The 26,582-nt window shown below is 74.1% G+C and carries 24 protein-coding genes and 1 CRISPR repeat array; of the genes, 16 read left to right on the forward strand and 8 right to left on the reverse strand.

What is annotated here, in order from left to right; translation table 11 throughout:
* Positions 1–309: 309 nt before the first annotated feature.
* Together LC193_RS07980 and LC193_RS07985 are read right to left on the reverse strand one after the other, a co-directional pair.
* Positions 310–960: a response regulator gene (locus LC193_RS07980; protein WP_226072886.1), complete on the reverse strand. Its 651-nt coding sequence runs from the start codon at positions 958–960 to the stop codon at positions 310–312.
* A complete protein-coding gene (locus LC193_RS07985; protein ID WP_226072888.1) occupies positions 957–2,099 on the reverse strand; it encodes a sensor histidine kinase in 1,143 nt (380 codons plus the stop codon). Before LC193_RS07985 ends, LC193_RS07980 begins: the two co-directional genes overlap by 4 nt.
* A 130-nt stretch (positions 2,100–2,229) precedes the next feature.
* Between LC193_RS07985 and LC193_RS07990 the strand changes: the two genes are divergently transcribed.
* Both LC193_RS07990 and LC193_RS07995 read left to right on the forward strand, forming a co-directional pair.
* Positions 2,230–2,976, forward strand: coding sequence for a class I SAM-dependent methyltransferase (locus tag LC193_RS07990; RefSeq protein ID WP_404819372.1), 747 nt, complete (start codon positions 2,230–2,232; stop codon positions 2,974–2,976).
* Positions 2,973–3,842: a DedA family protein gene (locus LC193_RS07995; protein ID WP_226072892.1), complete on the forward strand. Its 870-nt coding sequence runs from the start codon at positions 2,973–2,975 to the stop codon at positions 3,840–3,842. The genes LC193_RS07990 and LC193_RS07995 overlap by 4 nt, the downstream gene beginning before the upstream one ends.
* Here the strand turns inward: LC193_RS07995 and LC193_RS08000 are convergent.
* A complete protein-coding gene (locus LC193_RS08000) occupies positions 3,790–4,206 on the reverse strand; it encodes a VOC family protein (RefSeq protein ID WP_226072894.1) in 417 nt (138 codons plus the stop codon). The two genes, LC193_RS07995 and LC193_RS08000, sit on opposite strands and share 53 nt — an antisense overlap.
* 81 nt (positions 4,207–4,287) lie before the next feature.
* Here LC193_RS08000 and LC193_RS08005 point away from each other — a divergent pair, with 81 nt between their 5' ends.
* The 4 genes from LC193_RS08005 to LC193_RS08020 all read left to right on the forward strand — a co-directional run bounded on the left by LC193_RS08005 (position 4,288) and on the right by LC193_RS08020 (position 9,957).
* Positions 4,288–4,881: a TetR/AcrR family transcriptional regulator gene (locus LC193_RS08005; protein WP_226072897.1), complete on the forward strand. Its 594-nt coding sequence runs from the start codon at positions 4,288–4,290 to the stop codon at positions 4,879–4,881.
* Between the two features lie 82 nt (positions 4,882–4,963).
* Entirely contained in the window at positions 4,964–5,827 is an 864-nt protein-coding gene (locus tag LC193_RS08010) for a (2Fe-2S)-binding protein (protein WP_226072899.1), read from the forward strand.
* A gap of 59 nt (positions 5,828–5,886) precedes the next feature.
* Positions 5,887–9,450 carry an NACHT domain-containing protein gene (locus tag LC193_RS08015; RefSeq protein WP_226072901.1) on the forward strand — a complete coding sequence of 1,188 codons (3,564 nt, stop codon included), beginning with the start codon at positions 5,887–5,889 and terminating at the stop codon, positions 9,448–9,450.
* A gap of 150 nt (positions 9,451–9,600) precedes the next feature.
* Positions 9,601–9,957, forward strand: a complete 357-nt coding sequence (locus LC193_RS08020) for a hypothetical protein (protein WP_226072903.1) — start codon at positions 9,601–9,603, stop codon at positions 9,955–9,957.
* 41 nt (positions 9,958–9,998) lie between these two features.
* Here LC193_RS08020 and LC193_RS08025 read toward each other — a convergent pair whose 3' ends face one another.
* The gene (locus LC193_RS08025) at positions 9,999–10,673 is read right to left on the reverse strand and encodes a CatB-related O-acetyltransferase (RefSeq protein ID WP_226072904.1); all 675 of its coding nucleotides are present in this window, start codon (positions 10,671–10,673) and stop codon (positions 9,999–10,001) included.
* Positions 10,674–10,889: 216 nt separating this feature from the next.
* Between LC193_RS08025 and LC193_RS08030 the strand changes: the two genes are divergently transcribed.
* From LC193_RS08030 to LC193_RS08085, 10 genes are all read left to right on the forward strand, one after another.
* Entirely contained in the window at positions 10,890–12,086 is a 1,197-nt protein-coding gene (locus LC193_RS08030) for a helix-turn-helix domain-containing protein (RefSeq protein WP_226072905.1), read from the forward strand.
* Between the two features lie 107 nt (positions 12,087–12,193).
* Positions 12,194–13,417, forward strand: a complete 1,224-nt coding sequence (locus tag LC193_RS08035) for a helix-turn-helix domain-containing protein (RefSeq protein ID WP_226072906.1) — start codon at positions 12,194–12,196, stop codon at positions 13,415–13,417.
* Positions 13,418–13,756: 339 nt separating this feature from the next.
* Positions 13,757–14,086 (forward strand): hypothetical protein, encoded by a 330-nt coding sequence (locus tag LC193_RS08040; RefSeq protein WP_226072907.1) that lies wholly within the window; start codon positions 13,757–13,759, stop codon positions 14,084–14,086.
* Between the two features lie 13 nt (positions 14,087–14,099).
* Positions 14,100–14,357, forward strand: coding sequence for a hypothetical protein (locus LC193_RS08045; protein WP_226072908.1), 258 nt, complete (start codon positions 14,100–14,102; stop codon positions 14,355–14,357).
* A complete protein-coding gene (locus tag LC193_RS08050) occupies positions 14,354–14,578 on the forward strand; it encodes a hypothetical protein (protein WP_226072909.1) in 225 nt (74 codons plus the stop codon). The genes LC193_RS08045 and LC193_RS08050 overlap by 4 nt, the downstream gene beginning before the upstream one ends.
* A gap of 80 nt (positions 14,579–14,658) precedes the next feature.
* A CRISPR array of direct repeats spans positions 14,659–15,298; the repeat unit is 29 nt; unit sequence GGGGTCACCCCCGCGTGGGCGGGGAGCAG.
* Between the two features lie 246 nt (positions 15,299–15,544).
* On the forward strand, positions 15,545–17,416 hold the full coding sequence (locus tag LC193_RS08055) for a pentapeptide repeat-containing protein (protein ID WP_226072911.1): 1,872 nt from the start codon (positions 15,545–15,547) through the stop codon (positions 17,414–17,416).
* Positions 17,417–17,500: 84 nt separating this feature from the next.
* A complete protein-coding gene (locus LC193_RS08060) occupies positions 17,501–18,748 on the forward strand; it encodes a serine hydrolase domain-containing protein (protein ID WP_226072912.1) in 1,248 nt (415 codons plus the stop codon).
* A gap of 251 nt (positions 18,749–18,999) precedes the next feature.
* Positions 19,000–19,266: a hypothetical protein gene (locus LC193_RS08065; protein ID WP_226072913.1), complete on the forward strand. Its 267-nt coding sequence runs from the start codon at positions 19,000–19,002 to the stop codon at positions 19,264–19,266.
* 158 nt (positions 19,267–19,424) lie between these two features.
* Positions 19,425–22,217 (forward strand): AfsR/SARP family transcriptional regulator, encoded by a 2,793-nt coding sequence (locus LC193_RS28935; protein ID WP_264086260.1) that lies wholly within the window; start codon positions 19,425–19,427, stop codon positions 22,215–22,217.
* A 65-nt stretch (positions 22,218–22,282) separates the two neighbouring features.
* The gene (locus tag LC193_RS08085; RefSeq protein ID WP_226072914.1) at positions 22,283–22,777 is read left to right on the forward strand and encodes a hypothetical protein; all 495 of its coding nucleotides are present in this window, start codon (positions 22,283–22,285) and stop codon (positions 22,775–22,777) included.
* A gap of 10 nt (positions 22,778–22,787) precedes the next feature.
* Here LC193_RS08085 and LC193_RS08090 read toward each other — a convergent pair whose 3' ends face one another.
* The 4 genes from LC193_RS08090 to LC193_RS08105 are packed head-to-tail and all read right to left on the reverse strand — an operon-like array spanning position 22,788 to position 26,489.
* Positions 22,788–23,636 carry a class I SAM-dependent methyltransferase gene (locus LC193_RS08090; RefSeq protein WP_226072915.1) on the reverse strand — a complete coding sequence of 283 codons (849 nt, stop codon included), beginning with the start codon at positions 23,634–23,636 and terminating at the stop codon, positions 22,788–22,790.
* Between the two features lie 38 nt (positions 23,637–23,674).
* The gene (locus tag LC193_RS08095) at positions 23,675–25,108 is read right to left on the reverse strand and encodes a cytochrome P450 (RefSeq protein WP_226072916.1); all 1,434 of its coding nucleotides are present in this window, start codon (positions 25,106–25,108) and stop codon (positions 23,675–23,677) included.
* Positions 25,105–26,052 carry an SDR family oxidoreductase gene (locus LC193_RS08100; protein ID WP_226072917.1) on the reverse strand — a complete coding sequence of 316 codons (948 nt, stop codon included), beginning with the start codon at positions 26,050–26,052 and terminating at the stop codon, positions 25,105–25,107. The genes LC193_RS08095 and LC193_RS08100 overlap by 4 nt, the downstream gene beginning before the upstream one ends.
* A complete protein-coding gene (locus LC193_RS08105; protein WP_226072918.1) occupies positions 26,049–26,489 on the reverse strand; it encodes an ester cyclase in 441 nt (146 codons plus the stop codon). Before LC193_RS08105 ends, LC193_RS08100 begins: the two co-directional genes overlap by 4 nt.
* Positions 26,490–26,582: the final 93 nt, after the last annotated feature.

Genomic DNA, 26,582 nt, shown 5'->3' on the forward strand with positions numbered 1-26,582 from the left:
GAGTGAGGGGGGGTGTACTGAAGGGTGTGCCGTCGGCGCGCGCTGGTGGGGGCCGACGGGAGACGGTGGGCAACGGCTCGTGCGGCGACGCGAGTTCGCCGGGCGGGTGGCGGCTTGACGACGGGACGGGGACAGCAGCGGACTGAAACGTTTCACTCCCGGACCGCACGGCGGTGAACCGCCAGGACAACCGGGGAGCAAGCGCTTTCGTCCGCTCGGGAGTGTGGCAATGGCGGCTCGGCGCCGTCAAGGGTCGTGCGCGCACCCGGAGCCTGACGCCGCGTCAGCCGCCGGCCGGTCGCGCGGGCCTCAGGCCGTCAGTCCCGCGTCCCTGGCCAGCAGGGCCGCCTGCACCCGGTTGGTCACGTCGAGCGCGGAGAGGATGCGGCTGACGTGGGCCTTCACGGTGCTCTCCCGCATGCCGAGGCCGGCGGCGATGTCCGCGTTGGTGTCGCCGCGCGCGAGCAGCGTGAGAACGTCGCGCTCCCGCGGGGTGAGCTGGTCGAGGCAGGCCCTGGCGATGGCGGCCCGCGGCTGGTTGGCGTGGTGGTAGCGGTCGATGACGCGGCGGGCCGCGGTGGGGTGCAGCATGGCGGAACCCGCGGCGACCAGGTGCACGGCGCGCAGGATCTCGGCCGGGTCGGTGTCCTTCAGCAGGAAGCCGTCGGCGCCCGCGGCGAGCGCGTTGTAGACGTACTCGTCGAGGTCGAACGTGGTGAGGGTGATGACCTTCGGCGGGTGCGTCAGGCCGCGCAGGTACGTGGTCGCGGTGATGCCGTCCATGCGCGGCATGCGGACGTCCACGAGGGCGACGTCGACGCGGTGCGCCGCGGCCAGCTCGACGGCCTGGAGCCCGTCGACCGCCTGGGCCACGACCTCGATGCCCTCGTCGCTTTCGAGCAGGTCGGCGAGGCCGAGGCGGACGAGGGCGTCGTCGTCGACGATCATGGCGCGGATCATGTGCGGGAGCCGTTCTGCTCGCTGGGCGTGGGGTGCGGGATGCGCGCCACCAGGCGCCAGGCGCCCGCGCCGCCGGGGCCGGCGGACAGGTGCCCGCCGAGGGCGGTGACGCGTTCGCGCAGCCCCACCATGCCGTACCCGGAGGGCACCGGCGGCGGGGCGGGGTCCCCGGGGGCGTTGGTGACCTCGACGAACGTCGCGGGCGGCCCGTAGTCGACGCGCACGGCCACCGGGGCGCCCGCGGCGTGCTTGCGGGCGTTGGTCAGCGCCTCCTGCACCAGGCGGAACACGGCCAGCCGGTGCGCGGCAGGCGCGCCGTCCGGCCGGCCCTCGACGGTGAGCGCGACGCACTGGCCGGCCGCGCGGGCCTGTTCCGCCAGCTCGCGCACGTCGCGCAGGACGGGCTCGGGAGCGGCGGGGTGGGCCTCGGAGCCGCAGCGCAGCGCGCCGAGGACGTCGCGCAGGTCGGCGAGCGCCTCGGTGGAGGCCGCGCGGAGCAGCGCGAGGCGCTCGGCGACCGGGGCGGGCAGCGTCTTCTCCCTGGTGCTCAGGACGCCGGTGTGCAGCGCGATCAGGCTGAGGCGGTGGGCCAGGACGTCGTGCATCTCGGCGGCGATGGCGGAACGTTCCGCGGCGCGGGCGGCGCGTTCGCGCAACTCGCGTTCCACGCGCAGGTGTTCCACCTGCTCGCTGAGCGCCGTGACGAGGCGGCGCCTGTTGCCCATCCACAGGCCGGCCATGACCGCGAGCAGGAGGAACAGCGGCGAGCCGTACTGCTGCGGCAGCCAGAGACCGACGTCGGGCTCGACCAGGGCGTTGCCCGCGAGCGCGGCGGCGGCGCAGGCCACGGCGGCGCCGGTGCGCCGGTGCGCCGCGAGGTCGAACAGCGCGACGAGCAGCAACGGCAGCATCGTCCAGCCCCACAGAACGGTCGCCGCGGTGGCCAGGGCGGGCGCCGTCAGCCAGTGCGCGCGCCGCGCGAGCAGGGCCGCGCCGCACAGGACGGCCACGCCGACGGGGGTGGAGAGAGCCGAACCGCCCGCGTGGACCGCGCCGTTCTGCGCCGCGACGAGTGTCACCAGGATCACGAGGCCGTAGCGGCCTCGGGTGACCCATGTCTGGTTATCTCTCCGGCGCACGGGCACAGCCTAAGCGGGCGGGCGGCGCGGAACCCGGGTCGTTCGTACCGGCCGACCCCCTACTTTCGTCGGTGGCAGCCGCCGCACAAGGGCGGATACGCCGGCGCGCAACGCTTTCTAGCGTCGAGGTGTGATGGACTGGACTTCCCCGCACGACTGTTCCCACCCGCAGCGCGGCCGGGCCGACGGCCTGACGTTCCTGCTCGAAGCGGCCCGCGACATGCGCGCCACGGGCGCCGTGGCGCCGAGCGGAAGGGTGCTGGCCCGCCTGCTGACGGAGCCGGTGCGCGCCCGGGCGGGGCAGCCGTTGCGGGTACTGGAGGCCGGTGCCGGGACCGGCGCCGTCACGCGGGCGCTCATACCGCAGCTGCCGGCGGGCAGCCGGCTGGACGTGGTCGAGGCGAACCCGAGGTTCGCCGGGCGGCTGCGGCACCTGCTGCACAGCGATCCGCGCCTGGCGGAGCGGGCGGGGCAGGTGCACGTGTACGAGACACGGGTCGAACGCCTGCGGCCCGACTACCGCTACGACGTGATCGTCTCAGGACTCCCGTTCGCCAACTTCGAACCCGAGACGGTCCGTACGATCATGGACCGGTACCTGGAACTGCTGCGTCCGGACGGCACCCTCAGCTACTTCGCCTACCACGGCACCCGCCCGGCGCGCAGCCTGCTGGCCTCGCGCGCCGCCGCGCGCCGCCACCGCGCCGTGGAGGAGATCCTGGCCGGGTACCGGCGTGCGTACGCCACCGGCCGCTGGACGGCGTGGCAGAACCTGCCGCCGGCGCGGGTCTGGCACCTGCGCGCGCCCGGGCTGCCCGCGACCGGCAGGGACGAGAGGGCGGACGCCGTGCCCGAAGTGGTGGGGGCGGTGCGGTGACCGACCCGCTGGACGCGCTCGGGCAGGTGCCCCCCGCTGTGGCCTACGTGCTGCTCGCGGTGGTGGTGCTGACCGAGTCGATCCTGCTGGTCGGCGCGTTCGTGCCCACCCTGACCCTGCTGCTGACGGCCGGCGCGCTCTCCCGCGCCGGGGACCTCAACCTGCTTCTCGTCATCGCGGTCGCCGCGTGCGCCGTGGTGGCGGGGGACTGCCTCGGGCACCGCACGGGCCGGGTGCTGGGCGAGCGGCTGCGTGCCGGGCGCCTGGCCCGCCGGGTGCCTGACGCGGCCTGGCAGCGGGCGGAGCACCTGATGGAACGGCGCGGCGGGCAGGCCGTCTTCGTGTCGCGCTTCGTGCCCGTGGTGCGCACCGTCACCCCGCACGTGGCGGGTGCGGCCCGGCTGCCCTACCGCCGCATCGCCCCGTACAGCGCCGTGGCCGCGGTGCTGTGGGCGGGGGCCGAGGCGGGCGCGGGGTACGCGGCGGCTCCCGCGCTCGAACGCGTTCTGGTGTTCGGCGGCCCGCTGCTGGCCGCGGTGCTCGCGGCGGGCGCGGGGATCGCGTTCGTCTGGGTGCGGCTGCGCCGGCGGCGGCGCGGCGGGCCGCCGGGCCGCGGCGGCGCGCCGACGCCGGGCGGGCCGCCCGGGGGCGACGGGCCGCAGGACCAGCCGCCCTCCCAGGAGCCGGGGGACGCGGCGCCGCACGCGCCGTCGCTGCGCATCTCGCGCCCCGAGGGCGCCCGCCACGGCCCGACCGGCCTCCCGGCACCGGTGCCCGGTCGGCGCCGGGGCCGACCGGGCACCGGGCCGCGGTTCAGGCGCCGGTGTACTGCCCGGCGAACTCCGCGCTCGGCGGAATGGGCGTGATGACGTCCACCAGGACGCCCGCCGGATCGGCGACGATGAAGTGGCGCTGCCCGAAGTCCTCGCTGCGCAGCGGGAGAACGGGCCGCAGCCCGGCGCGGACCACCAGGCGTTCCCACTCCGCGTCCACGTCGTCCACCTCGAAGTTGAGCAGCAGCCCGGCGGCCGGGGCGCGGTGGCCCTCGGGGAGCGTCGGGTGGGCCGGGTCGAGCAGCGCCAGCTCGTACCCCTGCTCGCCGGGGTGGCGCAGACTCACGTACCAGTCGGCCTCGAACGTGGTGCGGAACCCGAAGCACCCCGTGTAGAAGGCATGGCACTCGGCCAGCCGGTCCGTGCAGATCACCGGATAGAAGCCGCTCACCCGCATGCGGGCACCACCTTTCACATACCATCGGTATGTGAAGAACCATCTCACATACCGTCGGTATGTCAACTGGTGGAGGGCGTCATGACCGGCCGAGGGGTCAGGGAGCAGCAACGCGCGCGGACCCGGCGGGCCCTGCTGCACGAGGCCGCGCGCCTGTTCGCGGACCGGGGGTACGCCGCCGTGGGCCTGACGGACGTCGTCGCCGCGGCCGGGGTCACCAAGGGCGCGCTCTACCACCACTTCGGCGGCAAGGCCGACCTCTTCCGCGCGGTCCTTGAGGAGGTGCAGCGGGACGTGGGCCGCCGGGTGGCGGACGCCGCGGGCGCGCACGAGGACCCGTGGGACCGGCTGACCGCCGGCTGCCAGGAGTTCCTCACCGCGAGCACCGCGCCCGAGGTGCGCCGCATCATGCTCGTGGACGGGCCCGCCGTGCTCGGCTGGAACGACTGGCGCGCGATGGACGAGGCCGCGTCCGCCCGCCATCTCACCGACGTCCTCCAAGAGTTGGTCGAGCTCGGCACCATTCCGCGGCAGCCCGTCGCCCCGCTCGCGCGGCTGCTGTCCGGCGGCATGAACGAGGCGGCCCTGTGGCTGGCCTCGACCTCGTCCCCCGCCGACCTCGCCGACACCAGGGCCGCGCTCGACCGGCTGCTCGCCGGGCTGCGCGCCCGGTGACCGGCGGGGCTTCGGGAACGGGCCACCGACGGCTTCCGGCCGCCCGCCGCCGCGCCCGGCGGCGGGCGCGCATCATGGACGGGTGAGCAGCGACCCCGCGCAGGACGCGGCACCGTTCGCGCAGGCACCGTCGGCGGAAGTCCCGTCGGCGGAAGTCTCGTTCGCGCGGGCCCCGTTCACGGAGGCCCTGAACGCGCTCGGCCCGTTCTTCTCGGTCCGGCAGCACGCGGCGGGCGCCGCGCCCCGGCCGCCGTGGCAGCCGATGTCCCGCCTCGCGCCGGGCTCCGACGCACTGCTCGAACACGTCGCCGCCGTCCGCGCCGGGCTCGCCCGCACGCACGGCGTTCCGCCGGAACGGGTCGAGTCCCGCGTCGCGGCGTCCGTCGCCCACCTGGGGCTCGCCGCCCGGCTCCTCTCCCCCGCGCTCGCCCTCGCCGTCCTGCGCCGGCGGGCCCTCGCGGGCTCGCTCGACGCCCTGTGGTGGCAGCCGGTGCTCGGCCGGCCCGTTCCGCTGTCCGTCGCCGCCGAGGACACAGGCGCGGGCGCCGAGGGCACGGGCGGCGGAGGGCCCGGCACCGCGCACGCCGACGCCTCGCCCGCCGCGTTCCTCGGCACCTACCTGGCCGACGGGCCCGTCGCGGGTCTCGACGCCGCGTTCGCGTCGCTCTCCGTCCCGCCCGCGGTGCTGCGCGGCAACGTGGCCTCCGCGCTGCACGGCGCCACCGCCGCGTTCGCCGCTGGCGCGGGTCCTGGCCCCGCGGCCACCGCCCGCGCGGCCCTGACGCGCCTGCTCACCGGGCCCGCGCTGCGGGGCGCGGTCGGGACGGCGCCGAACGGCGCGTTCCGGCGCCGCAGTTGCTGCCTCATCTACCGCGCCGCGCCGGACCGGGCGGGGCCCGTGTGCGGGGACTGCGTTCTGCTCGACCGGAGGCGCGGCAGGGGCTGACCGGCCGGCGCGGCACTAGGATGTGCGGCGGCAGGCAGGTCTTGAGGGGGGATCAGGACATGCGGGACGGGGAAACCGTCAACCTGTTCAGCGGCAACGCCGGTGTCGTCGTCCAGTTCCGCGACATCTACGGCGACATGCACTTCCACCTGCCGCCGTCGCCGACAGCCGCGGAACGGGCCGCGCACGCGCTGGCCGAGGCCGTGTTCCGGCAGTGGCGCGAGGAGGCCAAGGTCTGGGACGTGGGCGGCGACCGGCCGCTGCTCGCGGTGGAGTGGCGGGCGCGCGAACGCCGCGTCGACCACCCGGAGAACGTCGGCGGCGTCGTCGACGGAACGGCCGAGGAACCCGGGGCCCTGCTCACGTCGTTCCTCGCCCTCCCGCAGCGCAGGCTGGCGATCCTGGGCGGCGCGGGCTCTGGCAAGACGGCGCTCGCGATCATGCTGATCCTCGACCTGCTCAAACGCCGGCTGACGGGCGCCGACGCCGCGCTGCCCGTGCCCGTCCTGCTGTCGCTGTCCGACTGGGACCCGGACCGCGAGGAGTTCGGCGCGTGGCTCGTGCGGCGGGTGACCGAGGACTACCCGGGGCTGCCCCGCGTGGACGGCCGCCACCCGGCGCGGGCGCTGTGGCAGGCCGGTCCCTCCGCGCGGCTGCTGCCGGTGCTCGACGGGCTCGACGAGATGCCGCGCGAACGCCAGGCGGCGGCCGTGCGGGCGCTCAACCGGGCGCTGTACGAGGGGCATCCGCTGATCATCACCTCGCGCACGGAGGAGTTCGACGCGCTCGCGCGGCACCACGTACTGCGGTCCGCCGCCGCGATCGAGGCCCAGCAGGTCGCGCCGCGGCACGCCGTCGACTACCTGCGGCGCAGCGCGGCACCCGAGACGCTGGGCCGCTGGGAGCCGCTGTTCACCGAGATGCTGAGCCGGCCGGACGGGCCGGCGGCCACCGCGCTGTCCACGCCGCTCATGCTGTGGCTGGCGCGCACGGTCCACGCCAGGCCGTGGTCGGAGCCCGCCCGGCTCGCCGACCCGGCCGCCTTCCCCACCCGGCAGGCGGTGGAGGACCACCTGCTCGACGCGTTCGTGCCCGCGGTCTTCAGCGGCGAACTGCTGGTCTCCGGCGACCGCAAGGAGCCGCCGCGCCGCTGGTCTCCGGCGCGGGCGCGGCGCTGGCTGGGCCACCTGGCGGGCCACGCGGAACGGCAGGGCACCACGGAGCTGGCCTGGTGGCGCCTGCACCAGTCGTTCCTGCCGCGCGTCCTGGCCCTTCCCGCCCTCGTGCTGCTCGGCCTCGCGGTGTCGGAGACCGCGGCCCGGCTGGCCGACCTGTACCTCGCCGAGCGCGGCGAGGTCGCGTGGTTCGACGACGTCACGATCCCCCTTTCGATCTGGACCGCCCTGCTCAACGGCGTGACGCTCGGCCTCGCGCTGCAACTGCTCGTTCGCATCTGGTACATGGACTACCGGTTCGGCCGGCCGCGCAGACAGGCGAGCCCGCTGCGGATGTGGGCGGCGCTGCGTTCCGCGGCGCAGGCCACCACGCCGGGCCGGGCGGCCGTCAGCGTGCTGCTGGTGGCCGCCGTGGTGGGCCTGTACCTGGCCAGCGCCGGGCTCGTGGCGGAGGAGTCCGGGCTGCGGGAGCGGTTCTTCGCCCAGGCGGCCGGTCTCGTGGCCGCCGCGGCGCTCACCCTCCTGTTCGCCGCGCCGTCCACCACCGAGGAGGAGGCGGTCACCCCGGGCCGGCTGATGCGCGGCGAGCACATGGCCGTGCTGTTCACGCTGTGCGTCACCGGCCCCGTGGTCGGGCTCGCCCTCGGCGGCCCCGTGTGGCGGGAGGACGCCGGGCAGGGCATCGCGCTCGGGGCCGCGGGGTGGCTCGGGGCCGTCACGATGCTCGTCGGCGTCAGCCCGTGGAGCCGCTGGCTGCTGGCCAGGGGCAGCCTCGCGCTGACCGGCCGCGTGCCCTGGTCGCTGATGCGGTTCATGAAGGACGCGCGCGCCCAAGGCGTGCTGCGCGAGACCGGCGGCACCTACCAGTTCCGCAACATCCGCCTCCAACGGCGGCTCGCCGCGGGCACCTCGACCGGTCCCGCGCCCGTCCTCGGCCGCCGCGCCGCAGGGCGGGCGCCCGTGCTGCCGCCCGACGCCGTCACCCTGCTGTGGGGCGGCGGCGTCGAGATCGCGATCAGGCAACGCAGGCTCGTGCTCGGCCCCTTGCTGGTGCTGATGCCCGCGGCGGGCCTGTGGACGCTCCAGATCGCGGCCCGCGACGGCACCGAGGCGCTGCCCGTGATCTGGGCGCCGGCGTTCTTCCTCTTCTCCTTCGGCGGCCTCTTCGCCTTCACGGCCTACGTCATGCCGCGCCGCAGGGACACGTTGCGGATCACCCCCGACCACATCGAGTGCCGGACCGGCCGGTTGCGCCGGGAGCGGTACGCGTGGAAATACGTCGAGGAGGTCGCCGTTCGCCGGACCAGGGCGCGCGGCGTGGACACGCGCCTGTACGGCGTGCACGTCCGGCTGCACCCGGGCGCGCCGCGCGGGCGCCGGGTGGCCAGGAGCGACGGGCCGTGGTACGTGGTGTGCAGCCTGGGGCTGCGTCCGGTGCTGCCCTGGCAGACGGAGGCGGCGTTGCGGCACTTCGCCGCCGAACGGTGGCGGCCCCCTGCCCTGTCCTCGCTGCCCGACATCCCGGCCGGGGCGGCCAGCACCGACTGGGCGCACTGGGAGAGCGAGTTGCGTCGGCAGGGCGCGCGCGAGGAGCGTGAGCCGCCACGGAACGCCGCGCCCTCTCCGGCGCTCGTGCCCCAGGAGCGGACGCTGCCCGTCAGGACCGGGGGCGGGCCACTCCACCGGGCGCTGCTGGCACTCGCCGGCGCGGCCTTCGCGGCGGCCACCGTTCCGCCGCTCCTGACCGGCCTCGCGGACACGGGCGACTTCCCGGGCTGGGCGGTAGCGGTCGCGTTCGCGGGCCTGATGCTGGTGAAGTTCGACTCCCCGGAGGCGTTCTCCGGCGGGACGGCGGCCGTGCTGCGCGTCGTGTGCGCGCTCTCGGCCGGCCTGTCGGCCGCCGCCGCGCTCGCGGTCACCGCGCCGCCCGACCCCGACCCGCTGAGCTGGACCGACCTGGCGGGCATCGTCGTGCTCGCCCTCGGCCTGCTGATCTGCGGGGCCCGGCTGCTGGCCCACGCCACGCGCCGCACGCGCCGCCTGTGGATCATGGGCAACGCGCTGACCGGTCTCGTCCTCGGCTACGCCGTCGCGGCCTCGGCGGCGGCGCCCGGCACGCCGGGCCTCGCGGCCTTCCTGGCGTACGTCACGGCCGCGGTCCTGTTCACCGTGGGCTTCGTCATCGCCTTGTTCTCCGGCGCCGACGGGAAGACCGAGCAACTCATGGTCCCCAGCGGGAAGTCCTACGTCGCGACTCCCCCGACCACGCCGGGGCTGGTGGCCTGGTACGTCCTGGTCGCCACGACCATGCTGGCGGGCAGCGCCTACGCGGCGCTCGCGGGCGGGTCCGCGGTGTGCTGGATTCTGGCCGTGGGCGGCTCCGTCCTGGGCGTCCCGGTCGTGCTCGGATCCATCTGGTCGGGCCGGCGCGCGGGCGCCACGACCTGATCCGGACGCCGTTTCCCTCGGGGAACGGCCTGTGCACACCCGGACCGCGACTTTAGTTGAACCCTTGACAACTAGCCCGTCCGGGGGGAGCGTTGCCCCGGCAACGCAACACCGTGTCAGCTCCTCATCGCGCTGTGGAAGGTGTCAAGCATGCACAAGCAACGGACCACGAAGTGGTCGGCCGCCCTGGCCGCGACCGCGGCCGTCCTGGTGACCGGCGTCGCCGCCGCGGGTCCCGCGTCCGCCGACGAACCGCCCCTGGGGCAGGGCGAGGTCGCGTTCTGGGAGGAGGCGGCGTTCGGCAGCGAGTACGTGCGGTACGTCGATCCCGGGTCCGAGTGCGTCAACCTGCCGTTCTCCACCCGCATGATCGCCAACATGGTCGGCCCGATCGACGTCCACGCCGGGCCCGACTGCACGGGCGGCACGTACCACTCCCCCGACAGAGACCTGCACCAGTTCCCCGGCACGTTCCGGGGCCTGAGCTTCCGGGTCGTCTCCGGCTGACGCCCGGCCGGCCCCGGCACCCACAGGGCCGGGGCCGGGGCTTACTCGGGGCCGGGCCGGTCCGCACGTCGGCGTTCGGCCTCGATCGCGGCGACCTCGGCCGGTGTCCCGCCCATGAGGGTGGCGGCGTGCTCGGTGATCAACTCGACGGGCCAGTCCCACCACCGCGCCCGCAGCAGCAGGCCCACCTCGTCGGGCGTGAACCGGGTCCTGATGTGCCGGGCCGGATTCCCGGCGACGACGGCGTACGGCTCGACATCCCGCGTCACCACCGCGTGCGCGGCCACGACGGCGCCGTCCCCCACGGCGACCCCCGGCATGACCGTCGCGCCCCGGCCGATCCACACGTCGTTGCCGACGCGGGTGTCGGGCGGCTGCTCGATCGACAGATAGGTGTCGAGCGTGCGTTCCGCCCAGGCGCCGCCGAACATCGTGAACGGATACGTCGACGGCCCCACCATCGGATGGTTCCCCGCCGGCATCAGGAACGTCGCACCGGTCGCGATCGTCGTGAACCGCCCGATCACCAACCGCTGCGGACCGTAGTTGTACAGAACGTTCCCCACCTCGAACGGCACACCGGAGCCGCCGTCGTCGTAGTACGTGAACTCCCCCACCTCGATGAACTCGGACGTCACCTGGTTGGCGAGGAAGACCACGTTCGTCAGGTCGGGACGCGACGACGGGTGCAACTGGGCGGGATCGGGCACGGACATGCCCACCATGCTCCCCCGCCCACCCCGCCCCGCACGAACCATTTACCCCGAACGCGTCACGCGACGTCGCGCCAGGCGGCCCGTTCCCCTACCCCTGACCGGTGTGTTTCGCCCTTTCACCCGGAAGTCGCGCCTTGCGCGCGGGCATTGTCCGACGTTCGCACGTATCTCGCCGGGGTACGGTTTCGGTGTCGAATACGACTGGAGCCATCCACCATGTCTCATCACGACATTGGGGAGCGCCTGAAGCGCGCCCGGAAGCACAGCGGCCTCACGCAGCACGGTCTTGCCGAAGCCTCGGGTGTGTCCGTCAGCCTCATCAGAAAGCTGGAACAGGGCGAGCGGACCGACACCCGACTGGAGACCGCGCGCCGACTCGCATCCGCGCTTCACATCCCTACGACGAGGCTGATCAGCGGAGAGGCCGAAGACGCCGAACCGGCGCAGGGCGCGGAAGCCGACACATGGGCGCGCGTGCGCGACGCCCTCACAGGCCAAGGCGTCGGTGACGCGACAGAGGCACCCACTCTCGACGGCGTACGCGTCGGGCTGGACAACGCCATTTCTGCCTACGCCGATGGCAATCTCGACATGCTGAGCCACATTCTGCCTCCCTTGCTCCGCGACGCGCACGACCTGGCCGCTGTCCACCCTCATGGCCGCTCCATGCGCGCCGAAATCATGCAGATCACCGGTCGGCTGATGGTCCAGACTCGGAACTACAGTCTGGCCGAGCAGGCTTTCACCGCGGTGGAGCGGGACGCGCCAACTGCCGTTCATGTCGCCGCACTGGCCAACCACCGTGTGTGGCTCCTCCTCCGGCGAGGCCGGCTGGCAGAGGCCGCCGCCTTGTCGATCCAGTGGGCAGACGACTTGGAACCGCGGCTGTCCCAGGCGACCGCCGGGGAGTTGAGCGCGTGGGGCTGGATGCTTCTGCGCGTAGCGGCGACGGCGTCGCGGGACAACCGGCCGGACGAGGCCGACATGGCGCTGCGGCTGGCGACAGCGGCGGCAGCCACCATGGGACGGACTCCGACCTCGGCAGCGGTCAGACGCGCGGGATTCATCCGCCGTTTCTCCCGACTCACCGTGGCGATGCAGCAGGCCGAACAGGCAATGGTCGAAGAACGCCCGGCAGCCGTCCTGAGTATCGCAAAAATGATCGACGCGAAGCGGCTGTCACCGTCAACCGGCAACAGAAACCGCCATCTTCTCGATGTGGCACACGCCCAGGTACTCACACGTCGCCACGCTGACGCTTTCGACACTCTGCTGACGCTGGAGCGGGAGGCACCGCAATGGTTGCCGCATCAGCGGTACGCCCGTGACGTGCTCGGACTGATCATCGATCGGCGACGCACACTGACTTCCGACATGCACCGGCTTGCCCACGTGTTCCGATTGCCGTTATGAACGCCACGGGTCTCCAATACCCCGCCCGCGACGTCCGTTTACTGCCTGGGCGCTGAGCAACGGAGTACCGTTGCTCTTATCCACAGTGGACGGAAACGGAGTTCACCATGCCGCGAAGCGGTGACGAGCGCGATGACGCCCGGATGGGAAAGCGCATCCAAGGCTTCCGCAAGGCGCGCGGATGGACCCAGCACGGCCTTGCCCAGCGAGCCCACATCTCCTACAGCACGATTACCAAGATCGAGACGGGCGCCATGCCGGTGTCTCCCACCGTTCAGGCAGCGTGCGCTCGCGCTCTTCGCGTCCACATCACGGATATCACCGGACAGCCGTACGTGGACAATCTGCGCGGCGATCAGTTGGACGAGTTGGTGCAGCCGGTACGGCTGGCGGTCGCCAACCCTTTCCACGTCACGGCCACCGGCATCCCGCCACGGCCGGTGCGCGAGATCCGTTCCGATATCGACCGGCTCGATGCCCTGCGTGTGCACGGCCGAGGCGCCGAGATCGGGCCGCACATTCCCGCGCTGATCGACGAGCTGCTGCATGCCGTCTCCATGCTGCCTCCGGGCCGGGATCAGGAGCTCGCCTATCGGTTGCTCGCGTCCAGCTACCGCCTGGCGTACATCTTCGCGCATCGGCTTGGCTACCCCGAGGTGGGCCTGATGGCGCTGGAGCGCCAGGATTTCGCTGCCGCGCGGTCGGGCGACCCGTACCTGAAGGGTGTCATCACGCATTGCCGGTCCAACTTCTTCCTGTACCACGGTGCGTTCGACATCGGGTTGGCGGGCATCGACGCGATGACACGCGAGGTGGATACAGCGGCGGGCGCCGCCGATCCGCACGCGATGTCCATGTTGGGGTCCCTCCATCTCAAGGCCGCCGTTCTGCATTCGCGTCGCCGCGTGCCCGGTGCCGCCCAGACGGCGGAGGACCACGTACGGGAGGCCGCGGTTCTCGCCGCCCGCCTACCGGCTGACTTCGACCCCTACGGGCTGGTCTTCGACACAACCAACGTCAGGCTGCACCGCGTGTCCGTGCGCCTGGATCTCGGAAAGGTGGGCGAGGCCATCGAGGACGGCGAGAAGGTGGTCTTTCCCGAGGGCTGGGCCCGGCACCGCGTGGCACACCACCACATGGATCTGGCCCGGGGCTACGAGCGTGTGCGACGCCCGGACAAAGCTCTGCGGTCACTGGTGAGCGCTCGGCAGGCGGAACCTGTACAGACCCGGTACCACCCGACCACTCACGAAACCGTGCTGGCGCTTCTCAGCGGGCGTGGCAAGCCGTCGGAGGAGCTGCGCCGATACGCGCGTTGGGTCGGCGTATAGCCGCCACGGAGGGCCGAGACCTTCATCGTTGATTGAAAGTCGAGGCCCGCCCGCGAGGGCATGGTGGTGACGTTCAGTGCTCACGTCGCCACAGGAGTCGATCGTGCCGAGCAACCCTCGTCATACCCCTGGCCAGCGGCATCGCCGCGCCATCATCGCGGATGCCGCAGCGGGCATGGGCCCGGACTGGTACGGGCCGCCGCCGGACCGGCGTGTCAGCAACCGGCCGTCGCGCCTGCCCGGGAAGGGGGCGCGGTGATGGCTGGAGGGTCGCCGGAGTGGGTGCCTGTTGAGGGTGTGACGGATGTGGTGTGTGGGCGGTGGTGGGAGGGGGTGCGGTTGCCGACGTTCGTCGGGCTGCGGGTGCTGTCCCGGTTGCGGGAGCGGTCGGGGCCGGTGATCGAGGACCGGGTGGCCGAGTCGATGACCTGGCTGGTGCGGGTCGGGGCGGCCGAGGGGTGGGAGCGGCTGGCGCCGGGGACGCATGTGTTGCGCGCGGGGTGGGAGATCGCGGTCCCGCCGGTCGGTTGTGTGGGTGGGCCGTGGGAGGGTGGTGCGTCGTTGCGGTGGCTCTCGCGCCCGACGGCGACCTGCCTGACGCACCCGCCGGACCTGCTCGACGCCCTGCGCCACGTCCTGCCCGGCGGAACGGGGGCCGCCCGTGCGTAAGCAACTGCCGCCAGTGGTCGGTTCGTTGATCGCCTGCCCGCACTGCCCGCACATGTATGTGGAGGGCGAGCACCACCGATGCCCGCCCGGGAGCGGCCCGCAGCCGCTGGCCGGGGTGGACGTGCAACGCGATCTCTCACCCCGGCAACGCGAGGGCCGCGCCTGCGTCCTGTGCCGCGCCGGACTGCGCCGCCGTCCCGCCCGCCTGCTGGCCACCGTGCGCGGATACCGGCTCATGGCCTGCGCCCCGGCATGCGAGGACCACTCATGAAGGGCGTGCTGATCTCCGTGGAGGTCGACGCGACCACGGTGGCCGTCGGAGACCAGATCATGATCGGCGGGCAGTGCCACACCGTTCAGGACATGATCGCCACCGGCCCCGGCCGCAAACGCCTCCTCTTCACCACCGGCGAGACGTTCACCATGCAACGCACCACCATCCTCTGGGCCGCCCGCCGCACCGACCCACGCCTACGCAACAGACTGCGTTGACCCGCCCGTTCAACAACTCCGGACAGACACCCTCCGCCTCCGGCACGCCCCGACCGAACACCCCTTCCCCCGATCACTCATGACCCATCCCCGCGTGGGCGGGGAGCAGGCCCTGCGCGACGCGACGTGCGCGCAGGTCGAGGGGTCACCCCCGCGTGGGCGGGGAGCAGCAGTTGATGTCCCAGCGGTTGACGATCGTCGGGGGGTCACCCCCGCGTGGGCGGGGAGCAGATCAGCGCGGTCTCGATCGCCGCCCGCAACAAGGGGTCACCCCCGCGTGGGCGGGGAGCAGACTCCGCCGACCTCCAGCGGCGCCGCGGACGGGGGGTCACCCCCGCGTGGGCGGGGAGCAGCCGTTCCGCAGGAACTCGCGCCATGTGGGGGTGGGGTCACCCCCGCGTGGGCGGGGAGCAGTGCTGCGTGCCCGTCATGCTGGTGGTGGCGTCGGGGGTCACCCCCGCGTGGGCGGGGAGCAGCGGTGCCGCTCACTCCCCAGGCTGCTGATGCCGGGGTCACCCCCGCGTGGGCGGGGAGCAGTCCTGGGGTGTTCGCTGGCGTGTTCCGAAGGTGGGGTCACCCCCGCGTGGGCGGGGAGCAGTGGCCGCACTGCGCACGAAAGACGCCGTCCGCGGGGTCACCCCCGCGTGGGCGGGGAGCAGAGCCTCGAATTGGGGCGCCTTTTCGGCCGGATGGGGTCACCCCCGCGTGGGCGGGGAGCAGAGAGCGTGAGCTGCGGTTTTCTGCCGGAGGCAGGTCGTTTTTACTTACTTCCTCGAAGTCGGACGCCAAGCAGCAAAGTACCCTCACCGACTCTCTCCGCGCTTCCTCCGTCGTCGATCAGCGCACATCCAGCATTTCGACGGAGCGCCCTCGGGCCTAGGTTTCCGGGAGGTGGGGTGTGGCCGGTCCTGGTCGGTGGGGCGGGGGCGGGGGCAACCGGCGGGCGGTGTCGGTCGTCCACCGGGCATGACCGACGAGCCTTCCGCCGCTTCCGGCGGCCCGCTGGTGCCGTGGCCGCACTGCGGCCACGGCGCCACCGCCGATGACCGGGTCGGCTGCCGAGGCGTCCGTATCGCCGGGCGCGCCGCGTGCCTGGTGCACGTGGACGAGGCCGAACGCGCGGCGTATCTGGGCGGGTTGGCGCCCGGCGCCGATGTGGACCATCGCGGCACCTCGTTCGATTCCCGCCTGCTCGACCGTCTCCTCGCCGCGCTGCGCGATCCCGCCACCGGTCGGTCGCGCCTCGGCGCCGCGCAGTTCCAGGAGGCGTCCTTCGCGGGCGACGTTCAGTTCGCGCGGGCCGTGTTCAGCGGTGAGGCGCGGTTCTACGGGGCGTCCTTCGGCGGCGACGCCCAGTTCGAGCGGGCGGCGTTCTCCGGTGCCGCCGGGTTCGATCGGGTGGCGTTCGTCGGCAGGGCCGGGTTCGATCAGGCCACGTTCACCGGAGACGCCGGGTTCCACGGAACGACGTTCGCCGGTGCGGCCGGTTTCGAGCGGGCGACGTTCACGGGTGAGGCCGGGTTCCACGGGGCGGCGTTCTCGGGGGAGGCCAGGTTCGACCAGGCCGTCTTCGGCAGCGACGCCGGGTTCTACGGTGCCGCGTTCCGTGGTGAGGCAGGGTTCCACCGAGCGGAGTTCGCGGGCGACGCCCAGTTCGAGCGGGTGGAGTTCGCGGGCGACGCCGGGTTCCGGTGGGCGCGGTTCGAGGCGGCGCCCCGGCTCGGGCCCCTGACGTGCGCGGGCACGGTGGAGCTGAGCGGGGCGGTGTTCGGCGCACCGGTGACGGTGGAGGTGGCGGCGGGCGCGCTGGCGTTGCGGCGGACGCGGTTCGCCTCGACGGCGGCCCTGCGCGCGCGGTACGCCCGCGTGGACCTGTCCGGCGCGGTGCTGGAGTACCCGGTCAGCCTGGCGGCCGAGCCGCAGCCGTTCACGGACGACTCGGGCGGCGAGGTGGCGGACCGGACGCGCGGGGACGCGGACGCGGGAGTGCGGGTCCTGTCGCTCAACGGCGTCGACACCTCCCATCTCAGCCTGACGGACGTGGACATGGCCGAGTGCCGTCTCGCGGGCGCGGTGAACCTGGACCAGCTCAGCCTCAGCGGCCGGGTCACGTTCGCCCGCCCGCCGGTCGGCTGGCACCGTCGCGGCGTGCTGCCCGCGCGCTGGTCGCACCGCAAAGTCCTGGTCGAGGAGCACCACTTCCGCGCCGCCGGACATCGCGGCCCCGCAGCGCGCGGCTGGCGGCCCGATCCGGACCGGCAGGACGCGTCGCCCGCGCCCGACCTGCGCGCCGTGGTGGTGGCCGGGCTGTACCGGCAGTTGCGCAAGGCCCTGGAGGACGGCAAGAACGAGCCGGGGGCCGCCGACTTCTACTACGGCGAGATGGAGATGCGCCGCCGGGACCGCGGCACCCCGTTCCCCGAACGCCTGCTGCTGCGCCTGTACTGGGCCACCTCGGGCTACGGTCTGCGGGCCTCCCGCGCCCTCGCGTGGCTCGGTGCCGCCATGACGGCCACCGTGCTGGCCCTGATGCTGTGGGGGCTGCCGGCCGACGAGCCGAAGCCGTCCGTCACCGGTCGGCAGGTCGAGGCAGGCCAGGAACTCGCGCTGGTCACGGACACCCCGCCGCCGGTCAACCCCGGTGGTCCGCCGGGCGACCGCTTGACCGCCGAGCGGTTCGAGAAGGCGCTGCGGGTCGTGATCAACAGCGGCGTGTTCCGCTCCTCGGGGCAGCACCTCACCACGGCGGGCACCTACACCGAGATGGCCGCCCGGTTCTCCGCGCCGCTGCTGCTCGCCCTGGCCGTTCTCGCGGTCCGCGCCCGCGTCAAACGCTGACCGGCGCCCTGGGGTTGTCCCCACCCCGGAGCCTCGGGCCGCCCGGATGTCCCGCGCGGCCCGCGGTCCCTAGCGTTTCGCGGTATGAGAACGACGACGGGTGCACGATGGGGCCGCTCGGCCGGAACGCGGACGCTGCTCGGCCTGGCCGGGGTCGGCGCGATCACGGTCGGCACGCTGCTGGGCACGAACGCGGGTGCCCAGGGCGCCGCGGACGCCGGGCGGGGTCCCGGCGGCCCGTTGCAGCGGCACGCCGACGCCGTGCGCGAGTCGGGGGCCACCGGCCTGGTGGCCCGCGCCCGCGCGGCCGACGGGCGCGACACGGCGGTCAGGGCGGGCGTCGCGGACCTGGCGGAGGACGGCGCGGTGCCCTGGGACGCGTACTACCGGATCGGCAGCGACACCAAGACGTTCGTGGCCGTGGTGGTCCTCCAACTGGTCGCCGAGGGAACGCTCGACCTGGACGACACGGTCGGCCGGTGGCTGCCCGGGGTGGTCGCAGGAAACGGCAACGACGGCGACCGGATCACCGTCAGGAACCTGTTGCAGCACACCAGCGGGCTGGCGAACTACACCGACATCCTCTTCGGAGACCCGGCCCAGTTGACGCCCGAGAACTACCGTGCACAACGCTTCACGGCCCGTACGCCGGAGGAGAAGGTCGCGCTGGCCATGACGCGCGCCCCCGGCTGGCTGCCCGACGCGGACGACCCGGCGTCCGAGACCCGGTGGGCCTACTCCAACACCAACTACGTCCTGGCCGGAATGATCATCGAACGGGCGACGGGCCACACCTGGGAACGTGAGGTGCACGAGCGCGTCATCGAACCGCTCGGGCTGCGCCGCACCATGACCATGGGCACCTCGGCCTACGTGCCGCATCCCACGGCCACCGCCTACCTCCAGTTTCCCGGCACGCGGGAACTGACCGACACCACGCTGTCCGTCGACGGCGGCGCGGACGGCGGCATCATCAGCACCACCGACGACATGAACACCTTCCTGCGGGCGCTGATGGACGGCCGGCTGCTGCCTCCGGAACAGCTCGCGCAGATGCGCACCACGGTGCCGGAGAGCCAGGAGCCCGGCGAGGACGCGCGGTACGGGCTCGGCATCGCCTGGCGCCCGGCCGAGGGCTGCCCCGACGGCGTGTGGCACCACGGGGGCACCTCGTTCGGCACGGTCTCGGAGACGGCGGTGACCGAGGACGGCGAAGTCTCGGCCGCGGCGGCCGTGTTCACCACCCGCTTCGGTGACGAGGAGCGCTTCATGCGGCAGCAGGAGGCCACGATCGCCCTGGTCGACCGCGCGGTCTGCGGAACGCGCCGGTGAGGGGCGCGCCGCTGAAGGGGCGTGCCGGGCACCGCGCGATGCAACTCGCCCGGTGCGGACGGCAGTCGGCGCGGGGCGCCGACAGGGGTGAAGCTCCTGGGGGACGCGTTGTCGACCCAGATCAACCCGTCCGCCCGGAGCTTCGGGTGACTGTCTACCCAGCGGAGAGGAATCTGTCCAGCCCTTTGCCCGTCGTGCGGCCGGTTACCGGTCCCGGGCCAATGTCAGTGCCGTGTGCCACGCTCTGGATCATGAGCGGAGAACCTGAGGGGACCGCGTTCGCGGCGTGTGGGAACGGGATTTCGGCGATCGAGGCCGTCCGGGACAGGGCGTGGCCGGCGGCGGCGGCCGGCGGACGCGGGATACCGCGGCCGGGGTCCGGCGGCGGGTGGGGCGTTCCGTTGGCCGGTGACGGCTCGGACGACCAGTGGGGCACCAAGGCGGCGGGCCTCGCGGCGGCCTTCGCGCCGGACCGGTGGGGCGCCGGTCGGTACCGCGCGGGCGGCGGCCGGTGGTGACGGGCGGCAGGTGAGCCGGTGCGGGCCCGGAGTCGTCGCACGGTCCTCCGGGCCCTCCCCCCGTGCGACGACGACGATGCCCGCCGCGTCCTTCGCTAACCTTGCGGAAACCTCGACGCGCCAGGTCAGCCGGGGTCGTCGGGCAAGGGGGGACGAGCGTGGTGGAGTTCCGGTTACTCGGTGCGGTCGAGGTGTGGGCCGAAGGGCGCCCCGTGCCGTTGGGGCACGCGCGGCAGCGGTGCGTGCTCGCGGCGCTGCTCGTCGACGCGGAGCAGTGGGTGTCGCCCGACCAGTTGCTGCACCGGGTGTGGGGGGACGAGCTGCCCCGGCGGGCCAGGGAGACCCTGTACACCTATCTGTCGCGGCTGCGCGGCGCGTTGGAGGGGCACGGCCCCCGGATCACGCGCCGTTCCGGCGGGTACGTGCTGTCCCCGGGGGGCGCCGAGGTCGACCTGCACCGGTTCCGCGAGCTGGCGGAGCGGGCCAGGGCGACCGCGGACCCCGGGGCCGCGCTGGGGCTGTGGCGCGAGGCGCTGGGGCTGTGGCGGGGCGAGGCGCTCTCCGGCCTCGCCTCGCCCTGGCTCGACGGCGTCCGGCAGGTGCTCGACGACGAACGGTGGGCCGCGTTTCTCGACCACAACGACGCGGCGCTGGCCGCGGGGCGCCACGCCGAGCTGCTGCCGCGGCTCGCGGGCGCGGTGGCCGAGCGCGAGCTCGACCAGCGGCTCGCGGGCCAGTTGATGCTGGCCCTGTACCGGAGCGGGCGCGCGGCGGACGCGCTGACCCACTACGAGCGGGTGCGGCGCGGACTCGCGGAGGAGCTGGGCACCGATCCGGGCCCGGGGCTGCGGGACCTGTACCAGCGGGTCCTCGCCGACGCGCCCGGCCTCCAGGGCGGCGCGCCGTCGGCGACGGCGGCCGTTCCGCGCCAACTGCCCACGCCACCGCCGGTGTTCGTGGGCCGGCACCGGGAGCGTGACGAGCTGGGCACGGGTACGGCGCACGGCCGTCCTGTCGTGCTCCACACGGTCGGCGGCGCGGGCGGTGTGGGCAAGACGTGGCTCGCGCTGCGCTGGGCGCACGACAACCTGGCGCGGTTCCCCGACGGTCAGCTGTACGCGGACCTGCGCGGTTTCGACCCGGCCGCGGAGCCGGTCGAGCCGCACGCGGTGCTGCGGCGTTTCCTTGAGGCGCTGGGCGTCGATCCGGACGGGATGCCGGGCGACGCGGACGCGCGAACGGCCCTGTACCGCAGCCTCGTCGCGGGCAAGCGGCTGCTGGTCCTGCTGGACAACGCCAGGGACGCGGAGCAGGTGCGCCCGCTGCTGCCGGGCGGCCAGGGCTGCGTCGCGGTCATCACCAGCAGGAACCGCATGGACGCGCTGGTCGCCACGCACGGGGCGCGGCCGGTGCCGCTCGGCATGCTGCCGCCGGACGCGGCGCGGGAGTTGCTGGCCCGGCACCTCGGCGCGCGGCGCGTGGACGACGAGGCGCGGGCCGTGGACGCGCTGGTCGAGCACTGCGCGGGGCTGCCCCTCGCGCTGGGCATCGTCGCCGCCCGGGCCATCGCGCATCCGGAGTTCCCGCTCGCGCTGCTCGCCGGGGAGCTGCGTCCCGCGGACGAACGCCTCGACGCGTTGGAGACCGGTGACCTGTCGACGAGTCTGCGGACCGTGCTCCGGGCGTCCTGGCGGCCGTTGAGCGGGCCCGCGCGCGACCTGCTCGCGGCGCTCGGGTCGGCCCCCGCGGCACCCGACATCTCCAGGGCCGCGCTCGCGGCCCTGGCCGGGCGCGCGGCGGGGCCGGTGCGGCGCGTGGTCGCGGAGTTGGAGGCGGCGCACCTGCTCCAGCAGCACAGGCCAGGCCGGTTCCGGGTGCACGACCTGGTGCGGCTCTACGCGGCGGAGACGGCCCGCGAGGCGCCGGGCGCCGCCGAGGCGCCGCGCCGCCTGATCGACTTCTACGTGCAGACGGCGCACGTCGCGTGGCGCGTGATCGACGGCGCGGATTCGCCGTTCGCGGACCGGCTCGCGCCGCCGGCGCCCCTGCCGGGCTGCGAGCCGCTGCGGCTGTCGGGGGTCGAGGCGGCCATGGAGTGGTTCGGCACGGAGCACGACTGCCTGCTCGCCGCGCAGGAGGCGGCGCTCGACCTGGGGCTGCCCGAGCACGTCGTGGCCCTGGCCTGGTCGCTGCTGCCGTTCCACTGGGCCAGGCACCACCTGGCGGAGTACCTGGCGGCGTGGCGTTCGGCGGCGGCGGCCGTGGAGCGGTTCCCGGTGCGGCCGGTGCTGCGGATCGTCGTGGACTGGCGGCTGGGGCACACGGCCGCCGTCGCCGGCCGGTACGAGGAGGCGCTCGCGCACCTGGCGCGGGCCAGGGCGGCGGCCGAGGAGGCGGGCGACGCGGCGGGCCTGGCGCACGTGCACCGCACCACGGCCTGGGTGCTCGACCAGCGGGGGGACCTCGACGCGGCGCTCGGGCACGCCCGGCAGGCCCTGCGGCTCTACCGCGAGGTCGGGCACGCCGTCTGGCTGGCCATGCAGCGGAACGCGGTGGGCTGGCTGTACACGCTCCTCGGGCGCTACGAGGAGGCGCGCGAGCAGTGCGAGCAGGCGCTCGGCGTGCTGGACCCGGAGGGCCACGGCTCCGAGCGGGCGACCATCCTCGACACCCTGGGTCTCGTCGCGCACCGCACCGGGCGGCTGCCGGACGCCGTCGCGTACTACCTGCGGTCCCTCGACCTGGTGCGCGGCCTCGGGCTGGCCAGGGACGAGGCCGAGACGCTGGACCGGCTGGCGGAGACCTACCGGGACCTGGGCCGCCCCGAGGCGGCGCGCGAGGCGTGGGAGCAGGCTCTGGCCATCCACGTGGCCCAGGGCCGCGCCGAGGCGGCGGCCGAGACGCGGCGGAACCTGGCGGAGGGCGGCGCGGCGGCCGACGCGGACGCTTGACATGGCAAGATCACTGCGGTCCGCTGGCCTCCCGCGTCCTCGGCCGATCCGGAAGGCACCCGTCGATGAACTCACGGCATCCGCTGGGCGGTTTACTCGCCCTGGTCCTGCTCACCGCCTGCTCGGGCGGAGACGACGGGACCGACGAGGGGAACGGTCCCGACGCGTCCGCTCCGCCGTCCGCGTCCCCCTCCGCGGCGGACGGCGGCACGGACCCGTCGCCGCCGGCGGCTCCGGAGGCCGAGGGGCCGTTCGCGGAACTGGCTGGGGACTGGCGCGAGGTGCCGGCCGGGGAGGGCGCGGGCGAGCCGCAGGGGGAGCAGGAGGAGGAGTTCGTGCTGACCATCGAGGCGAACGGCGCGGTCACCACCTCGCCCCACCTGGGTTTCGCGTGCGAGGGCACGGCGGAGCCCGCGGACGCCGGCGTGCTCCGCCTCGCGCTCGACTGCGGGATCACCACCACCGTGGCCTTCTTCGACGTCGCCGAGGGCGGACAGGAGGCCGTCATGACCGGGCCAGAAGGGGAGGACCCCACCCGGTTCACTCGGATCGGCGGCTGAGCCGCCGCGGTCAGGCGGCCCCGAGGCGGCCGGCGCGCATCATGTGCTCGGCGCTCGCGCCGGTGGCGGCGTCGTCGAGGTAGCGTCCGACGGCCTCGCCAGGGCCCAGGTCCTCGCACGTCGTGAACCCGAGCGCGCGCAGGTCGGCGGCCAGCGCCCCGGGGTCGAGGCTGGTCACGAACGGCTCGCCCGCCGCGGCGACCAGCGCCGCGCGGGCCTCGTGGGCGGCGCGCTGCCGCGGGGTCATCAGCGCGGGCGGCTTGGTGTAGTCGAAGACGACCTCGGCGCCACCTGGCAGGGCAGCGATCCAGGCCAGGACGGACCGCACCGTTCCCGCGTCGAGGTAGGCGACCACGCCGAGCCAGCTGAAGAACGCAGGACGGCCCGGGTCGAAGCCGGCCGCCGCCAGCCCGGCGGGCAGGTCCGTCCGCTCGAAGTCGACCGGCGCGAACGTCAGCGAGGGCGGCGGGGCGATCCCGGCGGCGGCCAGGCGGCGGCGTTTCCACTCCTGCGTCGCGGGATGGTCCACCTCGAACACCCGCAGGCCCGCCGCCTCGTGCGGGTTGCGGTAGGCGAAGGTGTCGAGTCCCGCGCCCAGCACGACCAGTTGCCGCACGCCGTGCCGGTGCACCGCGGTCGCCAGGCAGTCCTCGGCGAACCGGGCGCGGGCCGCGACGAACAGGCGGAACGCCCGCCACCTGTCCTCGGCCCCGCCGTCGCGGCCGACCTCTTCCCCGTCCTGCCCCAGCATGGCGGCGGCCAGCGGGTCGCGCAGCACGCGCCCGCCGTCGAGTTCCTGGTGCGCCGCGCGCAGCGTGGCGGTGGCGCGGGCGGTGCGGCTGGGTTCGCGCGGCTGCATCGCCGGGCTCCTTCCGGTGGGGTGGTGGGGTGCGGCCGTTACGCGTCGCCGCCGAACGGGCAGGCCGCGGGCGGTGAACCGGCCGCCCGGTCGGAGACGGCGGACGCGGCCCGGGGGCGCGGGTGCGGGGTCACGCGCACGTCGTGCAGCGGGCGCAGCGAGATGACGGGAGAGCCGTAGCCGAGGGAGGCGCCGGGGATGCGGCTGAGCCGGAACCGCTGGTTGATCATGGAGACGATGACCCGCAGTTCGAGCAGCGCCATGAGGTTGCCGACGCACTGGCGCGGTCCCGCGCCGAACGGCAGGTACGCCAGGCGGGGCCGTTCCTTCACCGCCTCGGGGGTGAAGCGCTGGGGGTCGAACGCCATCGGGTTGTCCCACCAGCGGGGGTTGTGGTGCGAGACGAGCGGCGAGAGCAGCACGGACGCGCCGGCCTCGACGTCGTAGCCGCCGAGCACGTCGGCGTCCACCGCCGCGCGGGGGAAGATCCAGATCGGCGGGTGCATGCGGAGGCTTTCGTCGATGACCATCTTGGTGTAGGTCAGGGACTCGGCGGCCTCGGCCGTGGGCGTTCCGCCGCCGAGCACGGCCGCGATCTCGGCGTCCAACTCCTCCTGCACGTGCGGGTGTTCGGCGATGGACAGCAGGGTCCAGCACAGGGCGACGGCCGTCGTCTCGTGCCCGGCCAGGTAGATCGTGAGGATTTCGTCCTTGATCTGCTGGTGCGTCCACGGCTTGCCGGTGTCGGGGTCGGTGGCCCGTTCCATGAGGTCCATCAGCGGGCCCTCGCCGGTCTTCGCGTAGCCCTCGCGCAGTTCGGCCACGAGCCGGTCGAAGACGCGGTGGATCTGCGCGATCTTGCGCTTCCGCTCGGTCGGCAGCCACGAGGGCACCATCTCGGAGGGCACGCCCCGGCGGAACATGACGGTGACGACGTCGTCGACGGTGTCCTTCAGCTCCTCGGTGAACGGGCCGATGTCGTGGGCGAACAGCGACCCGCTGAGGGTGACGAGGGTGAGCTTGAGCATGTCGGTCATCAGGTCGACCGGCTCGTTCGCGGCGGCCTTGCGCTCCCACTCGTCGAGCATGCGGCCGGTCGCCTCGACGAGGTTGGGCATGATGTCGGGGACGGCGTTGCGCAGGAACACCGGCTGCACGGTCCTGCGGTGCGCGCGCCAGAACTCGCCGTCGGTCGTGAGCAGCCCCTTGCCCATGACGACGCCGAACTGCTCGTACAGGGGCCCGCGCACGTAGTTGCCGTGGTTCTGCACCAGGACGCGCCGCACCGCGTCGGGTTCCGTGACCTGGTACACGGTCATCGGCCCGAGCCGCATGCGCACGATCTCGCCGTAGTCGCGCTGGAGCCCGAGCAGGAAGTCGGCCGTGTTCCGCTTCCACGAGCCGAGGCTGCCGAGGAGCGGGGCGCCCTTGGGGCCCGGGGCCACCCGGCGGCCGGTCCGCACGGTGGTCATCGCTGATCTCCTTGCTGTGCCCGCGAGCGCCGCCGCGGCCCGGCGGGAACCGGGAACTGCCGGCGCGCGAACACGTTGTCGAAAACGAAGTCGGGTGCCAGGCGGCGCAGGGTGATCGTGCTGCGCGCGAGGAAGCCGACGGGGTACCGGGCGCGCAGGTTGAGCCGGGACGGGGCGATCGCCTTCTGCACGGCGCGCGCCACGTCGTCGGCGTGCAGGGCGAACGCCCCCGCGAGCGTGGCGCGCCTGCCGGTGTAGATGGCGTCGAAGTAGTCGGCCAGCTCCCGGCGGAACTCGGCGTAGTCGGGGCCCGAGGACGTGAGGTTGTCGACGTACTTGGTGCCGAACTCGGTGCTGCGCACCGGGCCGGGCTCGATGAGCAGCACGCGGACGCCGAACGGGGCGACTTCCAGGCGCAGCGCGTCGCTCATCGCTTCGAGCGCGTGCTTGCTCGCCTGGTAGAAGCCGGCGCCCGGCACGCCGTACCGGCCGAAGATGGAGGAGATGTTGACGATGGTGCCCCGGCCGCGGGCGCGCATCGCGGGCAGCACGAGCCGGTTGAGCCGGTGCGGGCCGACGACGTTGGTCTCGAACTGCTGCCGCACGGCCTCGGGTTCCGCCTCCTCAACGGGTCCCGAGAGGGCGTAGCCGGCGCTGTTGACGAGCACGCCGACGGCGCCGTGCTCGGCCTCCACGGCCTCAACGGCGGCCCGCATGCCGGGACCATCGGTGACGTCGAGGCGCAGGGTGCGCAGCCCCCGTTCCGCGAGGTCCGCGATCGAGCCGGGGTCGCGCGCGGTGGCGTACACGGTGTGCCCGGCGCGGTGCAGCCGCAGCGCGCAGGCCCGCCCGATGCCGGAGGAGCAGCCGGTGATGAGAACGGGCGACGGTGCCGGGCGGGGCGTGCGGTCCCGCCCGGCACCGCGCTGCCGCGGTCCCGTCACGGCGCGTCCGGGGCGTCGAACGCGCCCAGCTGCGTGGCGAGGTCGAAGCCGTCGATGGAGAACCAGCTCTCGAAGATCTTGCCTTCCTCGTTGAACTCGTCGATGACGATGCCGGGGAGTTCGAGCTTGCGACCGCGGGCCGGGATCTGCCCGTTGTAGGGCTCGCCGGTGTGGGTGCCTCGGGCGGTGAACCGGCTGACGACCTTGTCGCCCTCGATGATCCAGTCCTCGACGGTGACGTGCAGGTCCGGCATGGCGGCGCGCTGGAGCCGCACCCACTCCTTCAGGTGCTCGACGCCGGAGCGGCCGTTGGGCGCGGTGCCGTGGCTGATGTGGTCGTCGACCGCGCCCTCGTAGATGACGTCGAGGTTGCCCTTGTTCAGGCACTCCTCGTAGTAGCGCTCCAGCGTGGCCCGGTTCTGCTCGGGAGTGGCCATGGTCTCTTTCCTTCCTTCGGGGTGCTTCGGGGCTCTTGCGGGTCCTCGGTGGCGGTCGCCCGCGGTGCCCGGCGGGCGGGCGTGCGGGCGGGT

This window comes from Streptomyces marincola (assembly GCF_020410765.1).
GTDB classification, from domain to species: domain Bacteria; phylum Actinomycetota; class Actinomycetes; order Streptomycetales; family Streptomycetaceae; genus Streptomyces; species Streptomyces marincola.